Below are 20,342 nucleotides of genomic sequence, written 5' to 3' on the forward strand. Positions count from 1 at the left end.
ACACCGTAACCGACCCGCTACAGATCTCGAACAGAATTTCTATCCGTTCGCTGTGGGCGAGCACGCGCACGATCGGGCGCCCATCACGCTCAGACACCCGACCGGCAGTCCCCGCCCAGCCCGCGTACTGCAAGGCGCTCAGGGCGCCAGCTGTACCCGGGCCGTCTCCCCGAAGGCGGGCCGCGCCGCGTACCAGCGCACGACGGCCGACCGGCCGTCGAGGTCCAGGGCGGCCAGCGCGTTGGGGAACCACGGGCCGTCGGTGATCTTCCACCGGAAGGACCGCCGGGGCAGTCGCACCATGCGCGCCAATACCGACCCCGCGAGCCCCGCGACGCCGAACGACGCGACCACGTTGGCGAGTCTTAGGGTGCGGCTCAGCGGATTGCGGATCGGCGAGCACACCGCCTGGTAGATCCGCGCCGCGTCGAGGTCGGCGGAGGCGGGGCCGGCCGCTGCGAGATACGAGTAGTGCACGTCGCCGGAGAGCAGCACGATGGTGGCGGGCGCACGCCCCCGGCGTCCGGCGGCGACGTCGACGAGCAGGCGGCCGAGGTCGTCGAAGGACCGGCGGAACGCGCCCCAGTGTTCGAGGTCGAGACCCTGGCGGACCTTCTCCCCCCAGTTCGCCGCGCGGCGTCCCCACGCCCCGTCGGCCAGGGCCTCGTTCCAGCTCTCCACGTCGAAGATGCCGCTCGGCAGGAACACCGGCACCGAGGATCCGACGAGCAGGTGATCGACGTCGCCCGTGGCCTGGCCGGTGAACCAGGACCACTCCTCGTCGTCGACCATCCTGCGGCGTCCGGGTTCGAGGTTCCTGGCACACCGCGTGTCCAGCATGATCAGGCGGGTTCGGCCGACGTCGCGGGCATAGCTCCAGCGTGTCGATGGGGGCTCCTCGTCGGCCCGCTTCGCGAACGCGTCGAGGATCGCCGCGCCGTCGCCGTCGGCCGCCCGGATCGCCTCGAACGTGGGATCGGCCTTGCGTTCGGACGGCGAGAGGTTCCCGAGGTGCTGGTAGACCCAGTACGCGCCGAGCCCGGCCACCACCCGTGACGGCCACCAGGGCACCTCGGCCATCTGGCTCCGCCACGCCGCGGACGTGTTCCAGTCGTCACGCACGTCGTGATCGTCGAAGATCATCGCTGTCGGCACGGTGGACAGGACCCAGCGGACCACCGGTTCGGTCCAGGCCCGCCGGTACAGCTCGGCGTACTCCTCGAAGTCCACGATCTCGTCCGGCCCGTCCTGCCGCCGGGCCCGGATGAAGTCGATCATCTCCGGCGAAGGCTCGTCCGCGTAGACCTGGTCGCCGAGGAAGAGCAGCAGGCTCGGCGGGTCTTCCCCCGCCATCAGGCGCAGGCCGTACTCCCGGAGCACGTCGGGCCCGTGGACCTTCTCGTACGCCTCGTCGTGCGGCACGCTCGTACGGCAGGAGCCGAAGACGACCCTGCCCAGCTCCGTGAGCGGACGGACCCGGCTCGGCGGGAGTCCCTCGATCGGCCAGACGGGCCGTCCGTCCAGCTCGACGGTGTAGTCCCCCGCGTCTTCTCCATCAACGTCGACATCGACGATCGCGTAGTGATGGCCGTGCACGGTGAAGGTCGGCTCCGTTGCGCGCTCGCCGCCCAGGCCGACGGCGACCTCACACGGCTCGCTCGTCTCCACCCATATGGACGCGCTCGTCCCGTCGACGTGGCGCAGCATCGGCCCCACAAGTAAGTCGGGCACATGACCTCCTCGAGGGTCGCAGGTCGTCGATCCGGCAGGCCGGGCCCGGGAAAGGCCGCGGTCAGCCTTCCAGCGCCCGCACGAGGTTCTCCAACTCGCGCATGAGCTCCCCGGTCCTCGCCGTGCCGTACGAAGCGAGGATCGCCCGATGATGCTCGGCGATCCCCGCTTCGAGACGGCCAAGGAGGTCACTTCCCCGATCCGCCAGGAATACCGCCACCTTCCGCCGATCGGCCGGGTCGGCCCCGCGGTAGACGACGGCACGCTCGACGAGCCGGTCGACGGCCTTGGTCAGTGTGGGATGCGGCATCAGCGCGGCCTCGGCGAGGTCGCCCATCGAATGACCGCGCCCGTCCGCGAGCGCCTGGAGGATGCGCCACTGCTCGACGGACACGTCCTCGGCTGCGAGCGCGGCGGCCAGCGCCCGGTTCACGCTCCGCTCGGCCCGGCTCAGCAAATAGGCGAGGGAGGAACCGAGCCCGTTGCCCGCCGGAGGGGACCCGCTACCAGCGTCCGGACGCACAGGGGGAAGGGGTGCCTCGCGCCCGCCGTCGGGTCCCGCCGTCACCACAGTGGGCTCCCTTCGTTCACGAGCGCGCAAGGGCCATACTCATGCACGTGGCTGATCCTGTCACGGTGGTCATCGACCCCCTCGAAGCGCACCTGGTGCGGGCCGAGACGCTCCGCGTCGGCCTGGTGGTGCCCGTCTCCGGTGTGCTCGGCCTGCTCGGGCCGTGCGCGATCAACTGCGCGATGCTCGGAGCCGCCGAGGTCAACGCCGCGGGCGGCGTCCTGGGCAGGCCGGTGGAGCTCGTGCTCGTCGACGGGGGAAGGTCCCCGGCGGAGGTCGCCCGCGAGATATCCGGGCTGGTGCGCGCCGGAGTCGTGCAGGCGGTCGTGGGCACCCACGCCAGTGACGTCCGCGTGGCCGTCGAACGTTCGCTGTCGGGCTCGGCGCCCTTCGTCTACACGCCGCCCTACGAGGGAGGCGCCCGCAAACCGGGGGTGTACTACCTCGGCGAACCGGCGTCCCAGCAGGTGGGACCGGGGCTCGACTGGCTGGTCGAGCACCGGAGGGCCAGGCGGTGGTTCCTGCTCGGCAACGACTACGTCTGGCCCCGGCTGGTGCACGCCTCGGCCCGCAGGCATCTGCGCGCGTTGTCCGCGCGGATCGTCGGCGAACGGCTGGTCCCGTCCGGCACCACGGCGATGGACGCGCTGATCGAGGAGGTCGCGGCGGCGCGGCCCGACGCGGTGCTGCTCAACCTGATCGGCAGCGACCTGGTCGCGTTCAACCGGGCGTTCGCGGCGAGCGGCCTGCGCTGTGCGCGTCTGTGCGGGGCGCTGGAGGAGCACGGACTGCTCGCCGTCGGGGGCGACACCACAGGGGAGCTCTACGCGGCCATGGGCTATTTCGGCAGCCTCGTCACCGAGGCCAACCTCGGCCTGGGAGAACGCTACGCCCGGATGTTCGGACCGCAGGCCCCGTCGCTCAACGGTCACGGGCACGGCTGCTACGAGGGGGTCCTCATGCTGGCGGCTCTGGCGGGCCGGGCGGGGACGCTGTCCGTTCCCGCCGTCGAGGCGGTGGCCGACGGCGCCACCGTCACCACCGGCCGGGGACTGCTGACGCTCCGCGACCGTCACGTCCTGCAGCGGGTCTACGTCGGGCGTGCCGAGGGCCTCGACTTCTCCGTCATCGCCTCGGCCTGACCTGCGGCAAACCGGTGTCCGGATCGCGGTGTTATGACCGTCACGTAAAACTTTCAAACGAAACCTTTTCGTCCTGAAGGGTTAGATCTATCGTACGGCTCTGATCCCGCGTGTTAAGGAGCCGTCAATGTCCTCTCCCTCTGAGGCCTCCCCATCACCCGCACCACCATCTGCGGCCGGCGTCGAGCAGTTCGGCTACAAGCAGGAGCTGCGGCGTTCGCTGACCTTCACCGACCTGCTGATCTACGGCCTGATCTTCATGGTCCCGATCGCGCCGTTCGGCATCTTCGGCAGCGTCTTCCAGGCGTCCGGCGGCATGGTGGCGCTCGTCTACATCATCGGCATGGTGGCGATGGCCTTCACCGCGCTGTCGTACTCGGAGATGGCCAAGGCCTTCCCGATGGCGGGCTCCGTCTACACCTACGCGGGCCGCGGCATCGCCGCCCCGGTCGGCTTCCTCGCCGGCTGGGTCATCCTGCTCGACTACGTGCTCGTTCCCGCGCTGCTGTACCTGATCGCGAGCGCCGCCATGGCGTCGTTCGTGCCCGCCATCCCGATCTGGGCCTGGCTGATCGGCTTCATCGTGCTCAACACCGTGGTGAACTACCTCGGCATCGAGATGACCGCCCGCCTGAACAAGATCATGCTGGTGGCCGAGCTGATCGTGCTGGCGATCTTCCTGGTGATCGGCGTCGTCGCCCTCGCCCAGGGCAAGGGGCACGGCGGCGCGTTCACCCCGTTGTTCGACTCCTCGACGTTCTCCTCGTCACTGGTCTTCGGTGCGGTGTCCGTGGCGGTGCTGTCGTTCCTCGGCTTCGACGGCATCTCGATGCTCGCCGAGGAGAGCCGGGAGAGCACTCGCCGCCTCGGCCGTTCCATGATCGCCGCGCTCGGCCTCGCGGGCCTGTTGTTCGTCGTCCAGACCTGGGTGGCGGCGCTGCTCGTGCCGAACCGCGCCGACCTGATCGCCAACGGAGACCCGGCCGGCTCGGCGTTCTACGACACGGCCGAGTACGCCGGAGGGCACTGGCTGAGCGTGCTCACCGCCGTCGCGACCGCCATCGCATGGGGTTTCGCCAACTCGCTGGTCGCCCAGGCGGCGACCTCCCGGCTGCTGTTCGCCATGGCCCGCGACAAGCAGCTCCCGAGCTTCCTCGGCAAGATCCACCCCAGGCACAAGGTGCCGGTCAACGCCACCTTCGTGGTGGCCGCGGTGTCCCTGGGCTTCGGCCTGTACATGAACTCGCGTGACGACGGCCTCACGCTGCTCACCCAGCTGGTGAACTTCGGCGCGATGACCGCCTTCCTCGCGCTGCACGTGTCCGTCGTCGTGCACTACCTCGTACGGCAGGGCAGCCGCGACTGGTGGCGCCACCTGATCGCGCCGGCCATCGGCTTCCTCATCCTGCTCTACGTCGTGATCAACGCCAGCATCGCCGCCCAGACGCTGGGCTTCGTCTGGCTCGCGATCGGAGTGGTGATCCTCGTCGTCTCCTACCTGATGGGCAGGCGACCCACCCTTTCCGGAATCAACTCGGAGGTCAACGAGTGAACGTCTTCTCCTACCGACCGGCGCCAGAGGAGCTGTCCTACACCTTCGGCGGCCGTCCGGCGGTGGCCAGGATCACCCCGGGCACGGTGGTGGAAATGTTCACCGAGGACTGCTTCGGCGGCCGCGTGCGGGGGGTGGACGACCTGCCCTCGCAGGTGTGCGAGTTCCCCTACCTGAACCCCGTCACCGGCCCCTTCCACGTGGAGGGCGCCGAGCCGGGCGACACGCTCGCGCTGCACTTCGTCTCCATCGAGCCGGCCCGCGACTGGGCGGTCTCGACCACGTTCCCGCACTTCGGCGCGTTGACGGCCACGCACACGACCGCGATGTTGCACCCGCCGCTCGACGAGGTCGTGTGGCTCTACGAGGTCGACGCCGAAAAGCGGATCGTCCGCTACCACGCGCGGCGGGGCGACTTCACCGTGGAGATGCCGCTCGACCCCATGCACGGGACGGTGGGCGTCGCGCCCGCCGCGTCCGAGGCGCGGATGACGATCACGCCGGACGCCCACGGCGGCAACATGGACACCCCCGAGCTGCGTGCGGGCGTGACGGTCTACCTCGGGGTGAACGTCGAGGGCGGCCTGTTCGCCGTCGGCGACGGCCACTGCCGCCAGGGGCACGGCGAGGTCTGCGGCACCGCGGTCGAGGCCGCGATGAACACCGTCGTCGCCGTCGAGCTGATCAAGGGCGTGGCCACGCCCTGGCCGCGGCTCGAGGACGACGAGCACCTCATGTCGACCGGGTCGGCGCGGCCGCTGGAGGACGCCTACCGCATCAGCCAGCACGACCTCGTCACCTGGGCCTCCTCGCTCACCGGCCTCGACCAGCTCGACGCCTACCAACTGGTCAGCCAGGGCGGCGAGGCCCCCGTGGGCAACGTGTGCGACACCAACTACACGATGGTCGCCAAGCTGCCGAAGGCGTACCTGCGCGGTCCTGAGATCTACGAGTCGGCGCACAGCCGTCTCCGCACGCTCGGCGAGGAGTACCTGTCCTCCCGCTGAGTGGCGTGCATCGGAAGGCAGAACGGCCCACCTTTCGTACGGCGCTGCGCCGTACGAAAGGTGGGCCGTGGCCGTTTCGCCTCCCGCGAGCCGGGACCTAACCCGCGGCGGCCACGATGTCCTCGCACAGGGCGTGGGTTCGCAACGCGTCGTCGGCGGTGATCAGGCGGCCTTCGCGCACCGACGCGAGGAACTCCTGGCAGGCCTGCTCGATGCCGCGCTGACGGGCCACCGGCACCCAGTCGCCCCGGTGGCCGACCGCCTCCGTGCCCGAGTAGTCGACGACTCCGGCCAGGTTGACGACCCTGCGCTTGGCGCCTCCGCCGATGACCTCGCAGCTCTCCTCGCTCGCGCCGCTGACCCTGCTCATGATCCCGATCGCGGTGAAGTCCGTGTTCGCCGCCTCGTGGGCCCCGCTGGAGCCGCGCAGGTGGAGGACGACGTGCTCCAGCAGCCCGTCCCGCACCCGTACGTCGATCGACACGTCGGCGACCTCACCCGGCGCGAGGAACCGCAACGTGTCGACCACGTGGATGAAGTCGTCGAACACCACACGGCGCGGGTCGTCCGGATGACCGGCCCGGTTCTTCTGCATGACCACGAGGTCGCGCGGCAGGTCGCGCAGCGCCGCGTAGTCCGGCGCGTATCTCCGGTTGAACCCGACCATGAGCGAGCGGCGGCGTTCCCCCGCCAGCCGTACGAGCTTCTCCGCGTCGGCGAGGTCGTACGCGAGCGGCTTGTCCACGTAGACGTGGACTCCCGCCTCGATGAGCTCCGTCACGATGTCCACGTGGGCGGGCGTCGCGGCGTGCACGAAGGCGGCGTCGATCCCCGCCGCGACGACCTCGCCGACCGAGGTGAACCTCTCGGCCACCCGGTAGGCGTCGCCCAACCGGTCCAGCGTCGGCCGATCCCGTGTGCAGAAGAGCAGGTCCAGGCCTGGCGTCGCACCGAGCACCGGGAGATAGGCCTTCTGCGCGATGTCCCCGAGCCCGATCACCGCCACGCGTGGCCTGCGTGCGGCGTCCTGATGCGAGGTCGTCGGTTCGGTTGCTCGTTCAGTCACGCGGATCACCCTGTCACAGTTCGGCCTGTTCTTCGCCTTCGTACCGTTATGCGACTGACCCGCTGGGTCACTGCTCGCGCCACCAGGCCATGGTGGCCTTCAGCGCGTCCTCCATCGGGGTGGGGCCGAAGCCGAGAACGGCCTCCGACGCCGACGAGTCGAGAACGAACGGCCGGTCGAACTGGTAGCGGGTCTCCCGCAGTTCCTTGAGGAACGGGACGGCCACCCCCGCGGCGTGGAGCACCCACCCTGGGACGCGCCGCAGGCGCGGGGCGGGGGCTCCGGCCAGTGCGGCCAACCTCTCGGCGATCTCCCTCAGCGCGAGGGGCGGGGTCGTCGGCACGTGCCACGCGTGGCCCCATGCCTTCTCCTCGACCGCCGCCGCCATCAGCGCCCGGGCGACGTCGGGAATGTAGGTCCAGCTGTGCGGGATGTCCGGGTCGCTCAGCACCATGGCCGGCTTGCCGTCCAGTACCGGCGTGAGGAACCGCCCGCCCAGGTACGACTGGTCCGACGATCCGGGGCCGAAGTAGTCGGACCCCCTGACCTCGGTGACTCGTACCCGTCCCGCCTGGTGGGCGGCCAGGGCCTGCGCCCACATCTCGGCCCGCACGCTGCCCTTCGTGCCGGTGGACGCCAGCGGCAGGTCCTCCGTCATCGGGCCGTCGACGGGCCCGTAGCCGTACAGGTTGCCGATCGTGGCGAGGACGGCTCCGGTGGCCTCCGCGGCCTCGAGGAGCGCCGCCGCGACGGGCGGCCAGTCCTGGACCCACTGGTGGTACTTCGGGTTCATGCAGTTGTAGAGCGCGTCGGCTCCGTCCGCGAGCCGGCGCATCGCGGCCGAGTCCGCGGCATGTCCCGCGACACGGCGGATCCGCGGGTGCTCCGGGCCGGAACCCGAGCGCGTGACGACGACGACCTCGTGCCCCTGCTCCGCCAGCGACCGCGCGACGTGCCCGCCGACCTGTCCTGCTCCGACGATGACGTGCTTCCCCATGACGATTTCCTCCTCAGACCTGGTGCCACATGAGCCGCAGTACGGCGTTGACGATGTAGACGACCGCGAAAACGGTGCCGGCGGTGACCAGCCCGGAGGCGATCAGAGCCGCGGCCCCTCCCCCGAACCAGAGGATCTCCAGCACGGCGCGGGCGACGCCCTTGAGCGGGACGGGCGGGTTGTTGGCGGCCCCGAAGACCGCCCACACCGCGATGAACAGAGCAGGGGCGCCGATCCCGGCCAACAGGCGGAGCGCCAGGCTCTCGCTCACCGTGAAACCCCAGTAGCCGACCGAGAACAGGACCCCGAGCTCCAGAAAGAACATCAGCGCGGCGTTCGCCCACTTGGCCATTTCCGCCTCCGTTTACGCGTTGTCAACAGGCTTGCGAGAGCAATGCTCTCGCTTGAGAGCATTGCTCGTCAAGAGCAGTGCTCTCTTTTTGTGGCACCGCTCTGATAGCCTGCGGGCATGAACGCGAGCCGTACCGCCAGAGAGCGGGTCCGAGCGGAGCTGATCCGGGAGATCACGGACATCGCGCGCCGCCGGCTCGCGACGGAGGGAGCGGGCGGGCTGTCGCTCCGCGCCGTCGCCAGGGACATGGGGATGGTGTCGTCGGCGATCTACCGGTACTTCCCGAGCCGCGACGACCTGCTGACGGCACTGATCATCGACGGGTACAACGCCATCGGCGAGGCCGTGGAGACCGCCGACGCGGCATGCGCGCGAGACGACTTCACCGGGCGCTGGCTGGCCGTCTGCCATGCCGTACGAACCTGGGCCCTGGACCACCCCCACGAGTACGCCCTGCTGTACGGCTCGCCGGTGCCGGGCTACCAGGCGCCGGAGGACACGATCGGCCCGGCCTCCCGGGACACGATGGTCTACGGGCGGATCATCTCGGAGGCGCAGGCGGCGGGCCGGCTGAATCCGCCCGCCATGTGCCCGGCTCCCCCCGGGCTGCTGTCGTCCGACGCCGACGCGGTGCGCAGTGTCATGCCCGGCGTCTCCGACGACGTGGTGGCGCGGGGCGTCGTCGCCTGGACCGGACTGTTCGGAATGGTGAACTTCGAGCTGTTCGGCCAGTTCAACAATGTGATCAGACACCGGAGGGAGCTTTTCGAGCACAACATGCTCTGCCTGGCCGCCCTCCTCGGCCTCCCCGCGTGATCATGCACAGGTTCGGGATCATGCCCGCCGACCTGCCTCACCACTGGGGGTGATCATGCACAGGTTCGTGGAGAAGGATACCGACCAGCCCGAACGCCGTCCGTGATCATGCACGGGTTCGGGCAAACCCCGTTTCACCTGCGATCACGCGCATCGTGATCATGCGCGAATTCGGCGGCCGGCCGTTCAGCCCGGGGAAACGAACTTCGTGATCATGCAGAGAAGGCGGCACCCCGGCATGGGAGTGCCGCCTTCTGCGCTTCGACCACCACGCGTCACCGCCGACCGCGCGCCGGGCGGATCCTGCTCAGCCCGGCGATTGGCCATCACTGCGCGATCACGAACACCGTCGCTGCAGGTCAGCGCGCATCTTCACGAATTCGTGCATGATCACGACCGGGGTTTTCGCAAGTGGGTCGGCATGTCGCCGAATTCGTGCATGATCACGCACAGTGTTCGGGCTGGTCAACGTCCTTATCCACGAACCTGTGCATGATCACCTCCAGTGGTGGCGCTGGTCGGCGCGCATGTCCACGAACCTGTGCATGATCACCCCAGGAGGCCTCACACCCAGAAGGTCTGTGCATGATCACGCCCAGGGGGGCGGTTAGGGGTGGGTTGCCCGGTTGGCTGCGGAGATGATGGCCTTGAGGGAGGCGGTCGTGGTGTTGGCGTCGATGCCGACCCCCCACAGCACGACCGCGCCGTTCGGTCCCATGACCTCGCACTCCACGTAGGACGCGGCCTTGGCGTCGGCCCCCGCGCTCATCGCGTGCTCGGTGTAGTCGAGCACCCGCACCACGACCCCGACCCCTTCCAGCGCGTCGCAGAAGGCCGAGATCGGGCCGTTGCCGACCCCCTCGATCTCGCGGATCTGACCGTCGATCCGCACATCGGCGCTGATCAGGTCCTTGTCGTCGACCGTCGAGGAGTGACGGTGGGCCAGCAGGCCGAGACGGCCCCACGGCTTGTCCGGGTTGGGCAGGTACTCGTCGGCGAACGCCTCCCACATCGCCGCCGCCGTGACCTCGCCCCCCTGGGCGTCGGTGTACGCCTGGATGACGCGGGAGAACTCGATCTGCAGCCGGCGGGGCAGGTCGAGCTGGTGGTCGGCCTTCATGATGTAGGCCACGCCACCCTTGCCCGACTGGCTGTTGACGCGGATCACGGCCTCGTACGACCGGCCGATGTCCTTGGGGTCGATCGGCAGGTACGGCACGGCCCAGGTGAACTGGTCGACCGGGACCCCGGCGGCCGCGGCGTCGCGCTCGAGGTGGTCGAAGCCCTTCTTGATGGCGTCCTGGTGGGAGCCGGAGAAGGCCGTGTAGACCAGCTCGCCGCCCCAGGGGTGGCGGGGGTGGACGGGCAGTTGGTTGCAGTACTCGACGACCCGCCGGATCTCGTCCATGTCCGAGATGTCGACCTCGGGGTCGACGCCCTGGGAGAAGAGGTTCATCCCCAGGGTGACCAGGCAGACATTGCCGGTCCGCTCGCCGTTGCCGAACAGGCAGCCCTCGATGCGGTCGGCTCCCGCCATATAGCCGAGCTCGGCGGCGGCGACGGCCGTTCCCCGGTCGTTGTGGGGGTGCAGCGACAGCACCACGGAGTCCCGGTACGCCAGGTGGCGGTTCATCCACTCGATCTGGTCCGCGTACACGTTGGGCGTGGCCATCTCGACGGTCGCCGGCAGGTTGATGATCACCTTGCGGTCGGGCGTGGGCTGCCAGACGTCGTTGACGGCGTTGCAGACCTCGACCGCGTACTCCAGCTCGGTGCCGGTGAACGATTCCGGCGAGTACTGGAAGAAGATCTCGGTGTCGTCCATCTGGGCGGCCAGCTTCTTACACAGCTTGGCGCCCTCGACCGCGATCGCGGTGATGCCGTCCTTGTCCAGGCCGAAGACGACCCGGCGCTGGAGGGTCGAGGTCGAGTTGTACAGGTGGACGATGGCCTGGCGGGCGCCGCGCACCGACTCGAAGGTGCGCTCGATCAGCTCGGGCCTGGCCTGCGTGAGGACCTGGATGACGACATCGGAGGGGATGCGGTCCTCTTCGATGATCTTGCGGATGAAGTCGAAATCGGTCTGCGACGCCGCGGGGAAGCCGACCTCGATCTCCTTGTATCCCATCCGTACCAGCAGCTCGAACATCTTGAGCTTCCGGTCGGCGTCCATGGGGTCGATCAGTGCCTGGTTGCCGTCGCGGAGATCGACGGCGCACCACCGGGGCGCCTTGGTGATGACCTTGTCGGGCCAGGTGCGGTCGGTCAGCCGGATCGGTTCGAACGGCGTGTAGCGGTGGAACGGCATGGGGCTGGGCTGCTGGGAATTCATCATGCTCCTCGTCGGGCACACGACGACGCGAGGGACATAGTCCGATCAGATGAGAGAGGCGTCGCCAGTGAGAGAGATCATTGACGGCCGACGCGCGTGAGCCTCACCGCGACGAGGGAGCCGACCTCTTACAGGCCCTCGACGCGGCGGATAAGAAGGAGCCCGCGCAGCATGCCAAGGAGACTAGCAGACGCCTGAACCCCGCCCGGACGGCGACCCCGATGCGCCCCACCCCCCGCCTCCTGCGCCACAGACGGCTCTCCCGGACCCGCATATGCGGCCAAATAGGTGGGATTCCCCGCACGCTAGGGTGACTCACAACGAAGGGGGTTGGGATGAAGGACAACGAGATCCTCGATCAGATCGGTGAGCTCATCGACGAGGAACACACCCTGCGCCGGCGCCTCGCCGCGGGTGAGCTGAACTCGGAGGACGAGCACACCAGGATCCGCGATCTCGAGGAGTCGCTCGACCGCTGCTGGGATCTGCTGCGCCAGCGCCGGGCCCGCCGCGGCGCGGGTGAGGACCCTGACGACGCGACCGCCCGCCCGGTCGGCGAGGTCGAGAACTACCTGCAGTAGCCCCCGGGCCGCCGCACGTCATCCGCCGTCTCACCAGCCGAAAACCTCTCGCGCTGTGGACGGCGGTGCGATTGTCTTGACGGATGCAGGACGACATGCGGATCGAACCCGTCGACTTCATCGTCCCCGGCGACCGCATGTCCGGCCTGTACGCGGCAGATCGCGCCGACCCCGGGCCGGGGCCGCGAATGTCGTTCCGCCATTTCCAGGTAGTGATCGAGCACGGCTGGTCCGACGAGCGCAGCGAGGCCTGGGTGGCCCGCCGCTCGGGAGAGATCGCCGGCGGGTACGCCCTCCACTACCCCCAGTCGGACAACACGCATCTGGCACTGATCCGCGTGCTGGCCGTACACCCTGATCACAGGCGCAACGGCGTGGGCGGGGCGCTGCTGCGCCACGCGATCGAGCGGGCCAGAGCCGAGGGACGGCGGGTGATCCTCGGTGAGGCGGCCGCCGACCGGCCGGGCGCGGCCTTCGCCGCCGCCTTCGGCTTCTCCCCCGCCGCCACGGAGGCTCGGCGGGTCCTCGACCTGCGCACGGCCGACTGGTCCGGCTTCGAACTCATGCGAGGCGACGCGGTACGGCACGCGCGGGACTATCAGCTCGAACGCTGGGCCGGCCCGGTGGGCGAGGAGCAACTCGGGGAGATGGCGGAGCTCATGAGCGGCATGAACGACGAGCCGCTCGGCGACCTGGACATCGAGAACCAGCGCTGGGATCCCGCCAGGGTGCGCGCGCACGATCAGTCGACGGTCGCGGCGGGACTCCGGGCGTACACGATGGTCGCGCGGCACACGGGCACCGGCGAGCCGGCGGGATTCACCCGGATCGCGGTCGACGCCCACGAGCCGGAGGGCTGGGCCCGGCAACACGAGACCGCCGTGCTGCGCCCTCATCGGGGCCGGCGGCTGGGCCTCATCCTGAAGCTCGCCAACCTCGCGTGGTTCCATGCCTGCGAGCCGTCCGTGGAGCGGGTGGTGACGTGGAACTCGACGTCGAACAGCCACATGCTCGGCATCAACGAGAAGCTGGGCTACCAGGTGCTCGACCTGTGGAACGAGTGGCAACTGCGCGTCTGAGCCGCGGCAGGCCCCCCGCGTCGGCACATCGATGAGGAAGCGAATCGGCCATGCGCAAGGCCAAGTACACAGGGCTGTTGTCGATCAGTCCCGGCGAGGCCAGAGGCGTTCATGCATTCGATCGCTTCCTCCCTTCGACCATAACTCCAGCCGTCGTGACTGCGGCCGTGACCCCGTCGCACGGCTTCTGATCGCTCCGCACACCGCTCTGTCAGACCTCGAGCAGCCGGTGGACGTCCTCGCCCTTGAGCTCTTCCGCGGTTCCTGAGCGCGCCACCCTGCCCGCGTCGAGGATCACGAAGTCGTCGGCCAGGCGGAGGGCGAGGTCGAGATACCGCTCCACCAGCAACATCGCGAGCCCGGATGCGCGCAGCCGCTCGATGGCCTCCCCGATCTCGAAGACGACCGACGCCTCGACGCCCTCGGCCGGCTCGTCCAGGATCAGTAGCCGGGGCCGGGTCACCAGGGCCCTGGCCATCGCGAGCCGCCGTTGCTGCCCGCTGGACAGGGATCCGGCCGGTCTGTTCAGCACCGGCTTGAGCAGGGGGAAGACCTCCAGGGCGTCGTCGACGGCCGTCGCGTCCTTGTGCGGCGAGGCCTCCACCGTGACCATCAGGTTCCCCATCACGCTGAGCTGGGGGAAGGTGTCGTGGCCATGAGGCACGTAACCCATGCCGAGCCGTACCCGCTCGTCCGGCCTGAGACCGGTCAGCGACCTGCCCTCGAAGGTCACCGACCCGCCCGAGGCCGGCAGGACCCCCATGACGACGTTGAGCAGGGTCGTCTTGCCCACGCCGCCCCGGCCCATCACGCAGGTCAGCCGGCCTCGGCCGACCTCCATGGAGACGCCGAAGAGCACCCGTGCGCCGCCGTACCCGGCCTCGAGCCCCTCAACGCACAACATCATCGGCCTCCTCGCGTGCCCACCCCCGATGGATCCCCTGTACCCGCGAATCCGGCCTGACCAGTTCGGCCTATCCGGCCTCGGCGATTTCGTTCGCCTCAGGGTGCATTCCTCGGCGAGAACCTTCGCACCGTTCGCCGCGACCGAGGCGTCCGGTGATTCTCCGGCCTTTCCGGGGAACCACGTGGTCACCGCCGGAGAGATCCCGTTTCTTGTTTCTCCAGTTCCCCGAGATGGCCAAGGCAGGGCACGATCTGCCGATTCCTGGTCTCATCCCTGCAGAAAAATGCACGGCGGGCTTTCCGGCTCTCAGGCTCCGCCGGGCACCTCAGTCGAGCCCGGTCACCGGCCCTGGTACGGCACTTCCGCCGTAGGCGGGCATCGTCGCCGAATTAGCGACGAGGGTTCAACCTTCGGGCCGAATTGCGCAATCATTGCTCCTTGCCGATACGGCTGGCGGCCGGTCCGCCTGCGACCATGGTGCTAGCGTGAGATTTCTCGAAAAGCTCCAGAAAGTTAACAACTCATCCGCCGTCACGGCCGACGATTCCGATACACGCTGGAAATGAACAGGTAACGCGAGAGAAACGGCGAGTATTTATGGTCCCGCCATGCGGCTGACCCCACACGAACAGGAACGCCTCCTCATTCACGTCGCCGCCGGCGTGGCCCGCGACCGCAAGGAGCGGGGCCTGCGGCTCAACCATCCCGAGGCGACCGCGATGATCGCGTCCTTCCTGCTGGAGGGTGCGCGCGACGGCAGGAGCGTGGCGGACCTGATGGACGCCGGCCGCAAGGTGCTCCGCCGCGACGACGTCATGGAAGGCGTGCCCGAGATGCTCGACTCCGTCCAGATCGAGGCCACGTTCCCGGACGGCACCAAACTCGTCACCGTTCACAATCCGATCACATGAGGCCGCGGCCGATGAGCAGCGCGAGCACACCCGACACGCCGGACTCGCCCGGAGCGGCCACCACACCGGGCGTGCCCGGTGAGCCCAGGACGCTCGGCGTGCCCGGCGAGATCGTGTACGGCGACGCGCCCGTCCCGCTGAACCAGGGCAGGGAACGCGTGATCCTCCGCGTGGTCAACACCGCCGACAGACCCGTCCAGGTGGGCTCCCACTATCACTTCGCGGCGGCCAACCCGGGCCTGGAGTTCGACAGGCGGGCGGCGTGGGGCACGCGTCTGGACGTCCCCGCCGGAACCGCGGTCCGATTCGAGCCGGGCGTCGAGCGCGACGTCACGCTCGTGCCGATCGCCGGCAACCGCATCGTGCCCGGACTGCGCCCGGAGTGGGCCGGCCCGCTCGACGGCGGCGCCCGTGGCTGACATCGAGCGATCGCGTTACGCGGCCCTGTACGGCCCGACCACCGGCGACCGGGTCAGGCTGGCCGACACCGACCTGTTCGTCGAGGTCACCGAAGATCTGTCGATGGGCCCCTCGGGAGCGGGCGACGAGGTGGTCTTCGGCGGCGGCAAGGTCATCCGCGAGTCGATGGGCCAGGCCCGCACGACGCGGGCGGAAGGCGCGCCCGACCTCGTGATCACCGGCGCGGTGATCGTCGACCACTGGGGGGTCGTCAAGGCCGACATCGGCGTGCGGGACGGGCGGATCGCCGCCATCGGCAAGGCCGGCAACCCCGACACCATGGACAACGTGCACCCCGACCTGGTCATCGGCCCGTCGACCGAGATCCTCGCGGGCAACGGCAAGATCATCACGGCCGGGGGCGTCGACTCCCACGTCCACCTCATCGCCCCGCAGATCCTCGACGAGGCGCTCGCCTCCGGCATCACCACGATCGTCGGCGGCGGCACGGGCCCGGCCGAGGGCACCAAGGCGACCACCGTGACCGGGACCTGGTACCTGGCCCGGATGCTGGAGACTCTGGACTCCTACCCGGTCAACGTCGCCCTCCTCGGCAAGGGCAACACGGTCAGCACCGAGGGCCTGCTGGAGCAGCTGCGCGCCGGGGCGTCCGGATTCAAGCTGCACGAGGACTGGGGCACCACCCCGGCGGCGATCGACGCCTGCCTGGCCGTCTGCGACGCCACCGGCGTACAGGTCGCCATCCACACGGACACGCTGAACGAGGCGGGGTTCGTCGAGTCGACGTTGAAGGCCATCGGCGGCCGGGCCGTCCACGCGTATCACACCGAGGGCGCGGGCGGCGGGCACGCCCCGGACATCATCAAGATCGCTTCCCACGCCAACGTGCTGCCGTCCTCCACCAATCCCACGCGGCCGCACACGGTCAACACCCATCACGAGCACCTCGACATGCTCATGGTCTGCCACCACCTGAACCCGTCGATCCCCGAGGACCTGGCGTTCGCCGAGTCGCGCATCCGGCCCGCCACGATGGCCGCCGAGGATGTGCTCCACGACATCGGCGCGATCTCCATGATCGGCTCGGACTCGCAGGCGATGGGCCGGGTCGGCGAGACGATCATCCGTACCTGGCAGACAGCGCACGTCATGAAGGCCCGGCGCGGCACGCTGGGCGGCGAACCGGGCAATCCAGCGGACAATCTTCGCGCCCGCCGCTACGTCGCGAAATACACGATCAATCCGGCGATCGCGCATGGGCTTGACGCGGAGATCGGCTCGGTCGAGGTCGGCAAACTGGCGGACCTCGTGCTCTGGAGCCCCGCCTTCTTCGGTGTGAAGCCCGATCTCGTCGTCAAGGGCGGTGTGATCGCCTACGCCCAGATGGGCGACGCGAACGCCTCCATCCCGACCCCGCAACCGGTCCTCCCCCGGCCGATGTTCGGGGCGGCTCCCACGACCGCGGCCGCGACATCGCTGCACTTCGTGGCACCGCTGGCCATCGAGGACGGCCTGGCCGACCGCCTGGCCGTACGGCGTCGCCTTGCGCCGGTCGCCGACGTGCGGAACCGGCGCAAGGACTCGATGCCCCTCAACGACGCCCTGCCGGCGATCGAGGTGGATCCGGACACGTTCACCGTCCGCGTCGACGGTGAGCTGATCGAGCCCGCCCCCGCCGAACGGCTGCCGATGGCGCAGCGCTACTTCCTCTTCTGAGCCGGAGGAACCCTGCGATGCGAGCGGACGGGAGAGGAGACGGGATGCGCGACAGGCCGACCGGCGACGCGGCGTTGCTGCTGCTGGCCGACTCCCGGCTCCCCGCGGGCGGTCACGCCCACTCGGGCGGCGCCGAGGAGGCGGTGCGGCTCGGCACGATCACCGGCCCGGAGGATCTGGCGCGGTTCCTCCGTGGCCGGCTCGCGACGGCGGGGCTGGTCAGCGCCGCGCTGGCCGCCGCCGCCTGCGAGTTCGCCGCCGCCACCGCGGATCACCCGGCAGGGCCGTACGGCCACGCCGGCCCGGACCCGGACGCCGATCCGGCCGCGCTCTGGCGGCGGCTCGACGCCGAGGCCGACGCCCGGACGGCCTCGCCCGCCCAGCGGGAGGCCAGCCGGGTCCAGGGACGACTGCTCGTCCGCTCCGCCCGCAGGATCTGGCCGTCGGCCGTGCTCGACGAGCTGGCGAAAGCCGTACCGGAGGGCGCGCACCATCCCATCGCCCTCGGGGCCGCGGCGGCCGCCGCGGGCTGCGACCCGTATCAGGCGGCGCTGGCGGCGGCGTACAACTCGGTGACGGGCCCGGCCACGGCGGCGGTGCGGCTCCTCGGGCTTGACCCGGTGACCGTGCACCGGCTGCTCGCCGACCTGGCCCCGGCGCTGAACGACGCCGCACACGCGGCCTGCGCGTCGCTCATCGACGACGTCGTCCACGGCGTCGCACAGAACGGAGCCGGAGGCCACCAGGGACCGGCGCAGAACACAGCCACGCAGGACGGGGCCAAACGCGACGACCCCCCACACCACGGCGGCGCCACGAACTCCGGACCGACGCACACCGGCTCGGCGGACGGCCCGGCCGCGAAGGCGCTCGGATCGGCATGGCCTGCCCTGCCCGGCCATGCCGCTCCTGCACTGGACCTCCTCGCGGAAGGCCATCGCGGCAACCCGATGAAACTCTTCGTCTCCTGACGAGGTCACCCTCCGAACCGAGAACCGACACCCTGCCGCATCACCTCCGAAGCCGAAGGACGGGCCACATATGGGCGCTCAGCACGACGACCTCCACGACGCGGCCGACCCGCATGGGCGAGCACTGCGGCTCGGCATCGGCGGGCCCGTGGGCAGCGGCAAGACCGCCCTGGTGGCGGCGCTGTGCAGAAGTCTCGGTCCGTCGATGCGCCTGGGGGTGGTGACCAACGACATCTACACGACCGAGGACGCCGAGTTCCTGCGCCGCGCGGGTGTCCTCGACCCCGAGCGGATCCTCGCGGTGCAGACCGGCTGCTGCCCGCACACCGCCATCCGTGATGACATCGCCGCGAACCTCGACGCGGTGGAGACGCTGGAGGAGCGTTTCGGTCCCCTCGACCTCGTGATCGTCGAGAGCGGGGGCGACAACCTGACGGCGACCTTCAGCCGGGGCCTGGCCGACCGGCAGATCTTCGTGCTCGACGTCTCGGGCGGCGACAAGGTGCCCCGCAAGGGCGGCCCGGGGGTCATCACGGCCGACCTCCTCGTGATCAACAAGACCGACCTAGCGCCGCTCGTCGGGGCCGACCTGACCGTGATGTCCCGCGACGCCGCGGCCGTACGGGACGGCAGGCCGGTGTTGTTCACGTCGATCAGGGAGGACCGCAGCGCCCACTCCGTCGCCGAATGGGTCACCAGTCTGGTGAACACGTGGAAGCACTCCAACGACCAAGCCCACGACCACACGCGCACGACTCCGACGACGGCCGCCTGAGCGCCATGACGACACCGCTCAGGAGCCCTGCTGCGTCGCGAACGGCGTCGGTGACGGCACGAGCGGTCATCGCGACGGAGTTGTCGGACGGGCGGACGCGGCTGGAGACGTTGCGGTCCGATCCACCGCTGACGCTGCGCCAGACGGGCCCCGGCCTCGTGCACCTCGTCTCGACGGGAGCCGGCCCGCTCGGCGGGGACCGCCTGGAGCTCACGATCGACGTCGCCCCCGGCACCGATCTGGAGGTGCGTTCTGTGGCGTCCACTCTGGTGCTCCCCGGCTCCTCCCCCGCGGGCTCGGTCATGCTGATCGACGCCCGCGTCGGAGCCGGCGCGTCGTTGCGTTTCTCGCCGGAGCCGACCGTGCTCGCCGCCGGCTGCTCGCACCGCATGGCCGTACGGCTCTCGCTCGCCGACGACGCCACGCTCTTCTGGCGCGAGGAGATCGTCTTCGGACGGCACGGCGAACGGCCCGGCCGCTGCCGTACCAGGTTCGACGCCACCGTCGCCGGACGGCCGCTGCTGAGGCAGGAGCTTCTCATCGGGGATCCGGCGGTCGACGCCGGCCCCGCGGTGTACGGCGACGCCCGCTGCGTCGGCTCCACTCTCATCGCGGGGCAGCGGTGGGACGCCGCGCGTGATCGGAAGCAGGAGCGCCGCGCCACGATCGGCGACGGATGGGCCGCGATGCCCCTCGCGGGGCCGGGAGTGCTCGCCTCCGCCCTCGCCGGGGACACCGTGGAATTGCGGTCGCGGCTCGAACGCGCCGAGAGCGCGGCCGCCCTCCTCGCGATTTCATGAGCGGAGAAATCGGTGCCTGCCATGCCGCAACGGACACCAGTGGTGGACGTCGGGCCGTAGCCTGGTGATCGTGTCTGAACCCACCCTGCCCGGCTACGGAATGCCGGGCCGGAGCACCCCCAGTCTGCTGCTTGCCATCGGTGTGATCATCGCCGGGCTCGCACTGGCCGTGACGGCGCTGCTGCCGTGGGCGGGGGTGACGGCGCGGTTCAACGTGCTGGACACCGAGGTAGGCCACGTGGTGCGCGGCGTGGGCGACGGAGCGGGCTGGGCCGTCATGGTCGCCGGGCTGGTGGCGATGTTACTCGGGGTCCTCGGCGTGGTGCGGAGCTGGCTGTTCACCGGGTTCGCGATCCTGCCGGGCGCGGTCGCCGCCTTCTCCCTCGCGATGTTCCTCATGGACCCCCAGGACCTGGCCGACCGGCTGAACTTCCGCGTCCCGGGGCTGGTCGACGTCCATCCCACGATCGAGTACGGCTGGTTCGCGGGCCTGCTCTCCTCCGTCGTCGTCGCCGTGCTGGCCGCCGCCTCCCTCATCCGCCGCCGCTGAATCCCCCAAGCGGAAGAGCTGTACTCGGCGGCCAGATCCAGATCTCGGCTGTGTTCGGCGATGATC

Annotated in this window: 20 protein-coding genes; 13 read left to right on the forward strand and 7 right to left on the reverse strand. The window is 69.9% G+C overall.

The window, feature by feature from the left end; all coding sequences use genetic code 11:
- Positions 1–138 precede the first annotated feature (138 nt).
- Positions 139–1,731, reverse strand: coding sequence for an alkaline phosphatase D family protein (locus Pka01_RS11140; RefSeq protein WP_203882602.1), 1,593 nt, complete (start codon positions 1,729–1,731; stop codon positions 139–141).
- A 61-nt stretch (positions 1,732–1,792) separates the two neighbouring features.
- The gene (locus Pka01_RS11145) at positions 1,793–2,299 is read right to left on the reverse strand and encodes a MarR family winged helix-turn-helix transcriptional regulator (RefSeq protein WP_239114897.1); all 507 of its coding nucleotides are present in this window, start codon (positions 2,297–2,299) and stop codon (positions 1,793–1,795) included.
- 50 nt (positions 2,300–2,349) lie between these two features.
- Here Pka01_RS11145 and Pka01_RS11150 point away from each other — a divergent pair, with 50 nt between their 5' ends.
- The 3 genes from Pka01_RS11150 (at position 2,350) to Pka01_RS11160 (ending at position 6,003) form a co-directional block, all read left to right on the forward strand.
- Positions 2,350–3,444, forward strand: coding sequence for a substrate-binding domain-containing protein (locus Pka01_RS11150; protein WP_203882603.1), 1,095 nt, complete (start codon positions 2,350–2,352; stop codon positions 3,442–3,444).
- Positions 3,445–3,571: 127 nt separating this feature from the next.
- Positions 3,572–4,996 carry an APC family permease gene (locus Pka01_RS11155; protein WP_203882604.1) on the forward strand — a complete coding sequence of 475 codons (1,425 nt, stop codon included), beginning with the start codon at positions 3,572–3,574 and terminating at the stop codon, positions 4,994–4,996.
- A complete protein-coding gene (locus Pka01_RS11160; protein WP_203882605.1) occupies positions 4,993–6,003 on the forward strand; it encodes an acetamidase/formamidase family protein in 1,011 nt (336 codons plus the stop codon). Before Pka01_RS11155 ends, Pka01_RS11160 begins: the two co-directional genes overlap by 4 nt.
- A 97-nt stretch (positions 6,004–6,100) precedes the next feature.
- Here the strand turns inward: Pka01_RS11160 and Pka01_RS11165 are convergent, their stop codons facing one another.
- The 3 genes from Pka01_RS11165 to Pka01_RS11175 form a co-directional block, all read right to left on the reverse strand.
- Entirely contained in the window at positions 6,101–7,069 is a 969-nt protein-coding gene (locus Pka01_RS11165) for a Gfo/Idh/MocA family protein (protein ID WP_239114898.1), read from the reverse strand.
- A gap of 67 nt (positions 7,070–7,136) precedes the next feature.
- A complete protein-coding gene (locus Pka01_RS11170; RefSeq protein ID WP_203882606.1) occupies positions 7,137–8,066 on the reverse strand; it encodes an NAD-dependent epimerase/dehydratase family protein in 930 nt (309 codons plus the stop codon).
- Positions 8,067–8,079: 13 nt separating this feature from the next.
- On the reverse strand, positions 8,080–8,418 hold the full coding sequence (locus Pka01_RS11175; RefSeq protein WP_203882607.1) for a YrdB family protein: 339 nt from the start codon (positions 8,416–8,418) through the stop codon (positions 8,080–8,082).
- 117 nt (positions 8,419–8,535) lie between these two features.
- On the opposite strand from Pka01_RS11175, the gene Pka01_RS11180 reads away from it, so the two are divergent.
- Positions 8,536–9,234, forward strand: coding sequence for a TetR/AcrR family transcriptional regulator (locus tag Pka01_RS11180; protein WP_203882608.1), 699 nt, complete (start codon positions 8,536–8,538; stop codon positions 9,232–9,234).
- 607 nt (positions 9,235–9,841) lie between these two features.
- Here Pka01_RS11180 and leuA read toward each other — a convergent pair.
- On the reverse strand, positions 9,842–11,569 hold the full coding sequence (gene leuA, locus Pka01_RS11185; RefSeq protein ID WP_203882609.1) for a 2-isopropylmalate synthase: 1,728 nt from the start codon (positions 11,567–11,569) through the stop codon (positions 9,842–9,844).
- Between the two features lie 332 nt (positions 11,570–11,901).
- On the opposite strand from leuA, the gene Pka01_RS11190 reads away from it, so the two are divergent.
- A complete protein-coding gene (locus tag Pka01_RS11190; RefSeq protein WP_203882610.1) occupies positions 11,902–12,147 on the forward strand; it encodes a DUF2630 family protein in 246 nt (81 codons plus the stop codon).
- Positions 12,148–12,242: 95 nt separating this feature from the next.
- A complete protein-coding gene (locus Pka01_RS11195) occupies positions 12,243–13,226 on the forward strand; it encodes a GNAT family N-acetyltransferase (protein WP_203882611.1) in 984 nt (327 codons plus the stop codon).
- 211 nt (positions 13,227–13,437) lie between these two features.
- Here the strand turns inward: Pka01_RS11195 and Pka01_RS11200 are convergent, their stop codons facing one another.
- Positions 13,438–14,133, reverse strand: a complete 696-nt coding sequence (locus Pka01_RS11200) for an ATP-binding cassette domain-containing protein (protein WP_308442232.1) — start codon at positions 14,131–14,133, stop codon at positions 13,438–13,440.
- Between the two features lie 608 nt (positions 14,134–14,741).
- On the opposite strand from Pka01_RS11200, the gene Pka01_RS11205 reads away from it, so the two are divergent.
- The 7 genes from Pka01_RS11205 to Pka01_RS11235 all read left to right on the forward strand — a co-directional run bounded on the left by Pka01_RS11205 (position 14,742) and on the right by Pka01_RS11235 (position 20,276).
- Positions 14,742–15,044: an urease subunit gamma gene (locus Pka01_RS11205; protein ID WP_203882612.1), complete on the forward strand. Its 303-nt coding sequence runs from the start codon at positions 14,742–14,744 to the stop codon at positions 15,042–15,044.
- A gap of 11 nt (positions 15,045–15,055) precedes the next feature.
- Positions 15,056–15,463 carry an urease subunit beta gene (locus Pka01_RS11210; RefSeq protein WP_308442233.1) on the forward strand — a complete coding sequence of 136 codons (408 nt, stop codon included), beginning with the start codon at positions 15,056–15,058 and terminating at the stop codon, positions 15,461–15,463.
- Positions 15,456–17,180, forward strand: coding sequence for an urease subunit alpha (locus Pka01_RS11215; protein WP_203882613.1), 1,725 nt, complete (start codon positions 15,456–15,458; stop codon positions 17,178–17,180). Before Pka01_RS11210 ends, Pka01_RS11215 begins: the two co-directional genes overlap by 8 nt.
- Positions 17,181–17,224: 44 nt before the next feature.
- A complete protein-coding gene (locus Pka01_RS11220; RefSeq protein ID WP_203882614.1) occupies positions 17,225–18,151 on the forward strand; it encodes an urease accessory protein UreF in 927 nt (308 codons plus the stop codon).
- A gap of 70 nt (positions 18,152–18,221) precedes the next feature.
- Positions 18,222–18,926 (forward strand): urease accessory protein UreG, encoded by a 705-nt coding sequence (gene ureG, locus Pka01_RS11225; protein WP_203882615.1) that lies wholly within the window; start codon positions 18,222–18,224, stop codon positions 18,924–18,926.
- A 50-nt stretch (positions 18,927–18,976) separates the two neighbouring features.
- Entirely contained in the window at positions 18,977–19,726 is a 750-nt protein-coding gene (locus Pka01_RS11230; RefSeq protein WP_239114899.1) for an urease accessory protein UreD, read from the forward strand.
- Between the two features lie 70 nt (positions 19,727–19,796).
- The gene (locus tag Pka01_RS11235; RefSeq protein ID WP_203882617.1) at positions 19,797–20,276 is read left to right on the forward strand and encodes a hypothetical protein; all 480 of its coding nucleotides are present in this window, start codon (positions 19,797–19,799) and stop codon (positions 20,274–20,276) included.
- The last annotated feature ends 66 nt before the right edge of the window (positions 20,277–20,342 follow it).

It is taken from the genome of Planotetraspora kaengkrachanensis, assembly GCF_016862895.1.
Lineage (GTDB): Bacteria > Actinomycetota > Actinomycetes > Streptosporangiales > Streptosporangiaceae > Planotetraspora > Planotetraspora kaengkrachanensis.

Coding starts and splice junctions, on each gene's coding strand:
- Pka01_RS11155 (WP_203882604.1), top strand. CDS start 3,572: ATGTCCTCTCCCTCTGAGGCCTCCCCATCACCCGCACCACCATCTGCG.
- Pka01_RS11170 (WP_203882606.1), bottom strand. CDS start 8,066: ATGGGGAAGCACGTCATCGTCGGAGCAGGACAGGTCGGCGGGCACGTC.
- Pka01_RS11175 (WP_203882607.1), bottom strand. CDS start 8,418: ATGGCCAAGTGGGCGAACGCCGCGCTGATGTTCTTTCTGGAGCTCGGG.
- Pka01_RS11180 (WP_203882608.1), top strand. CDS start 8,536: ATGAACGCGAGCCGTACCGCCAGAGAGCGGGTCCGAGCGGAGCTGATC.
- leuA (WP_203882609.1), bottom strand. CDS start 11,569: ATGATGAATTCCCAGCAGCCCAGCCCCATGCCGTTCCACCGCTACACG.
- Pka01_RS11190 (WP_203882610.1), top strand. CDS start 11,902: ATGAAGGACAACGAGATCCTCGATCAGATCGGTGAGCTCATCGACGAG.
- Pka01_RS11195 (WP_203882611.1), top strand. CDS start 12,243: ATGCGGATCGAACCCGTCGACTTCATCGTCCCCGGCGACCGCATGTCC.
- Pka01_RS11200 (WP_308442232.1), bottom strand. CDS start 14,133: ATGATGTTGTGCGTTGAGGGGCTCGAGGCCGGGTACGGCGGCGCACGG.
- Pka01_RS11205 (WP_203882612.1), top strand. CDS start 14,742: ATGCGGCTGACCCCACACGAACAGGAACGCCTCCTCATTCACGTCGCC.
- Pka01_RS11210 (WP_308442233.1), top strand. CDS start 15,056: ATGAGCAGCGCGAGCACACCCGACACGCCGGACTCGCCCGGAGCGGCC.
- Pka01_RS11220 (WP_203882614.1), top strand. CDS start 17,225: ATGCGCGACAGGCCGACCGGCGACGCGGCGTTGCTGCTGCTGGCCGAC.
- ureG (WP_203882615.1), top strand. CDS start 18,222: ATGGGCGCTCAGCACGACGACCTCCACGACGCGGCCGACCCGCATGGG.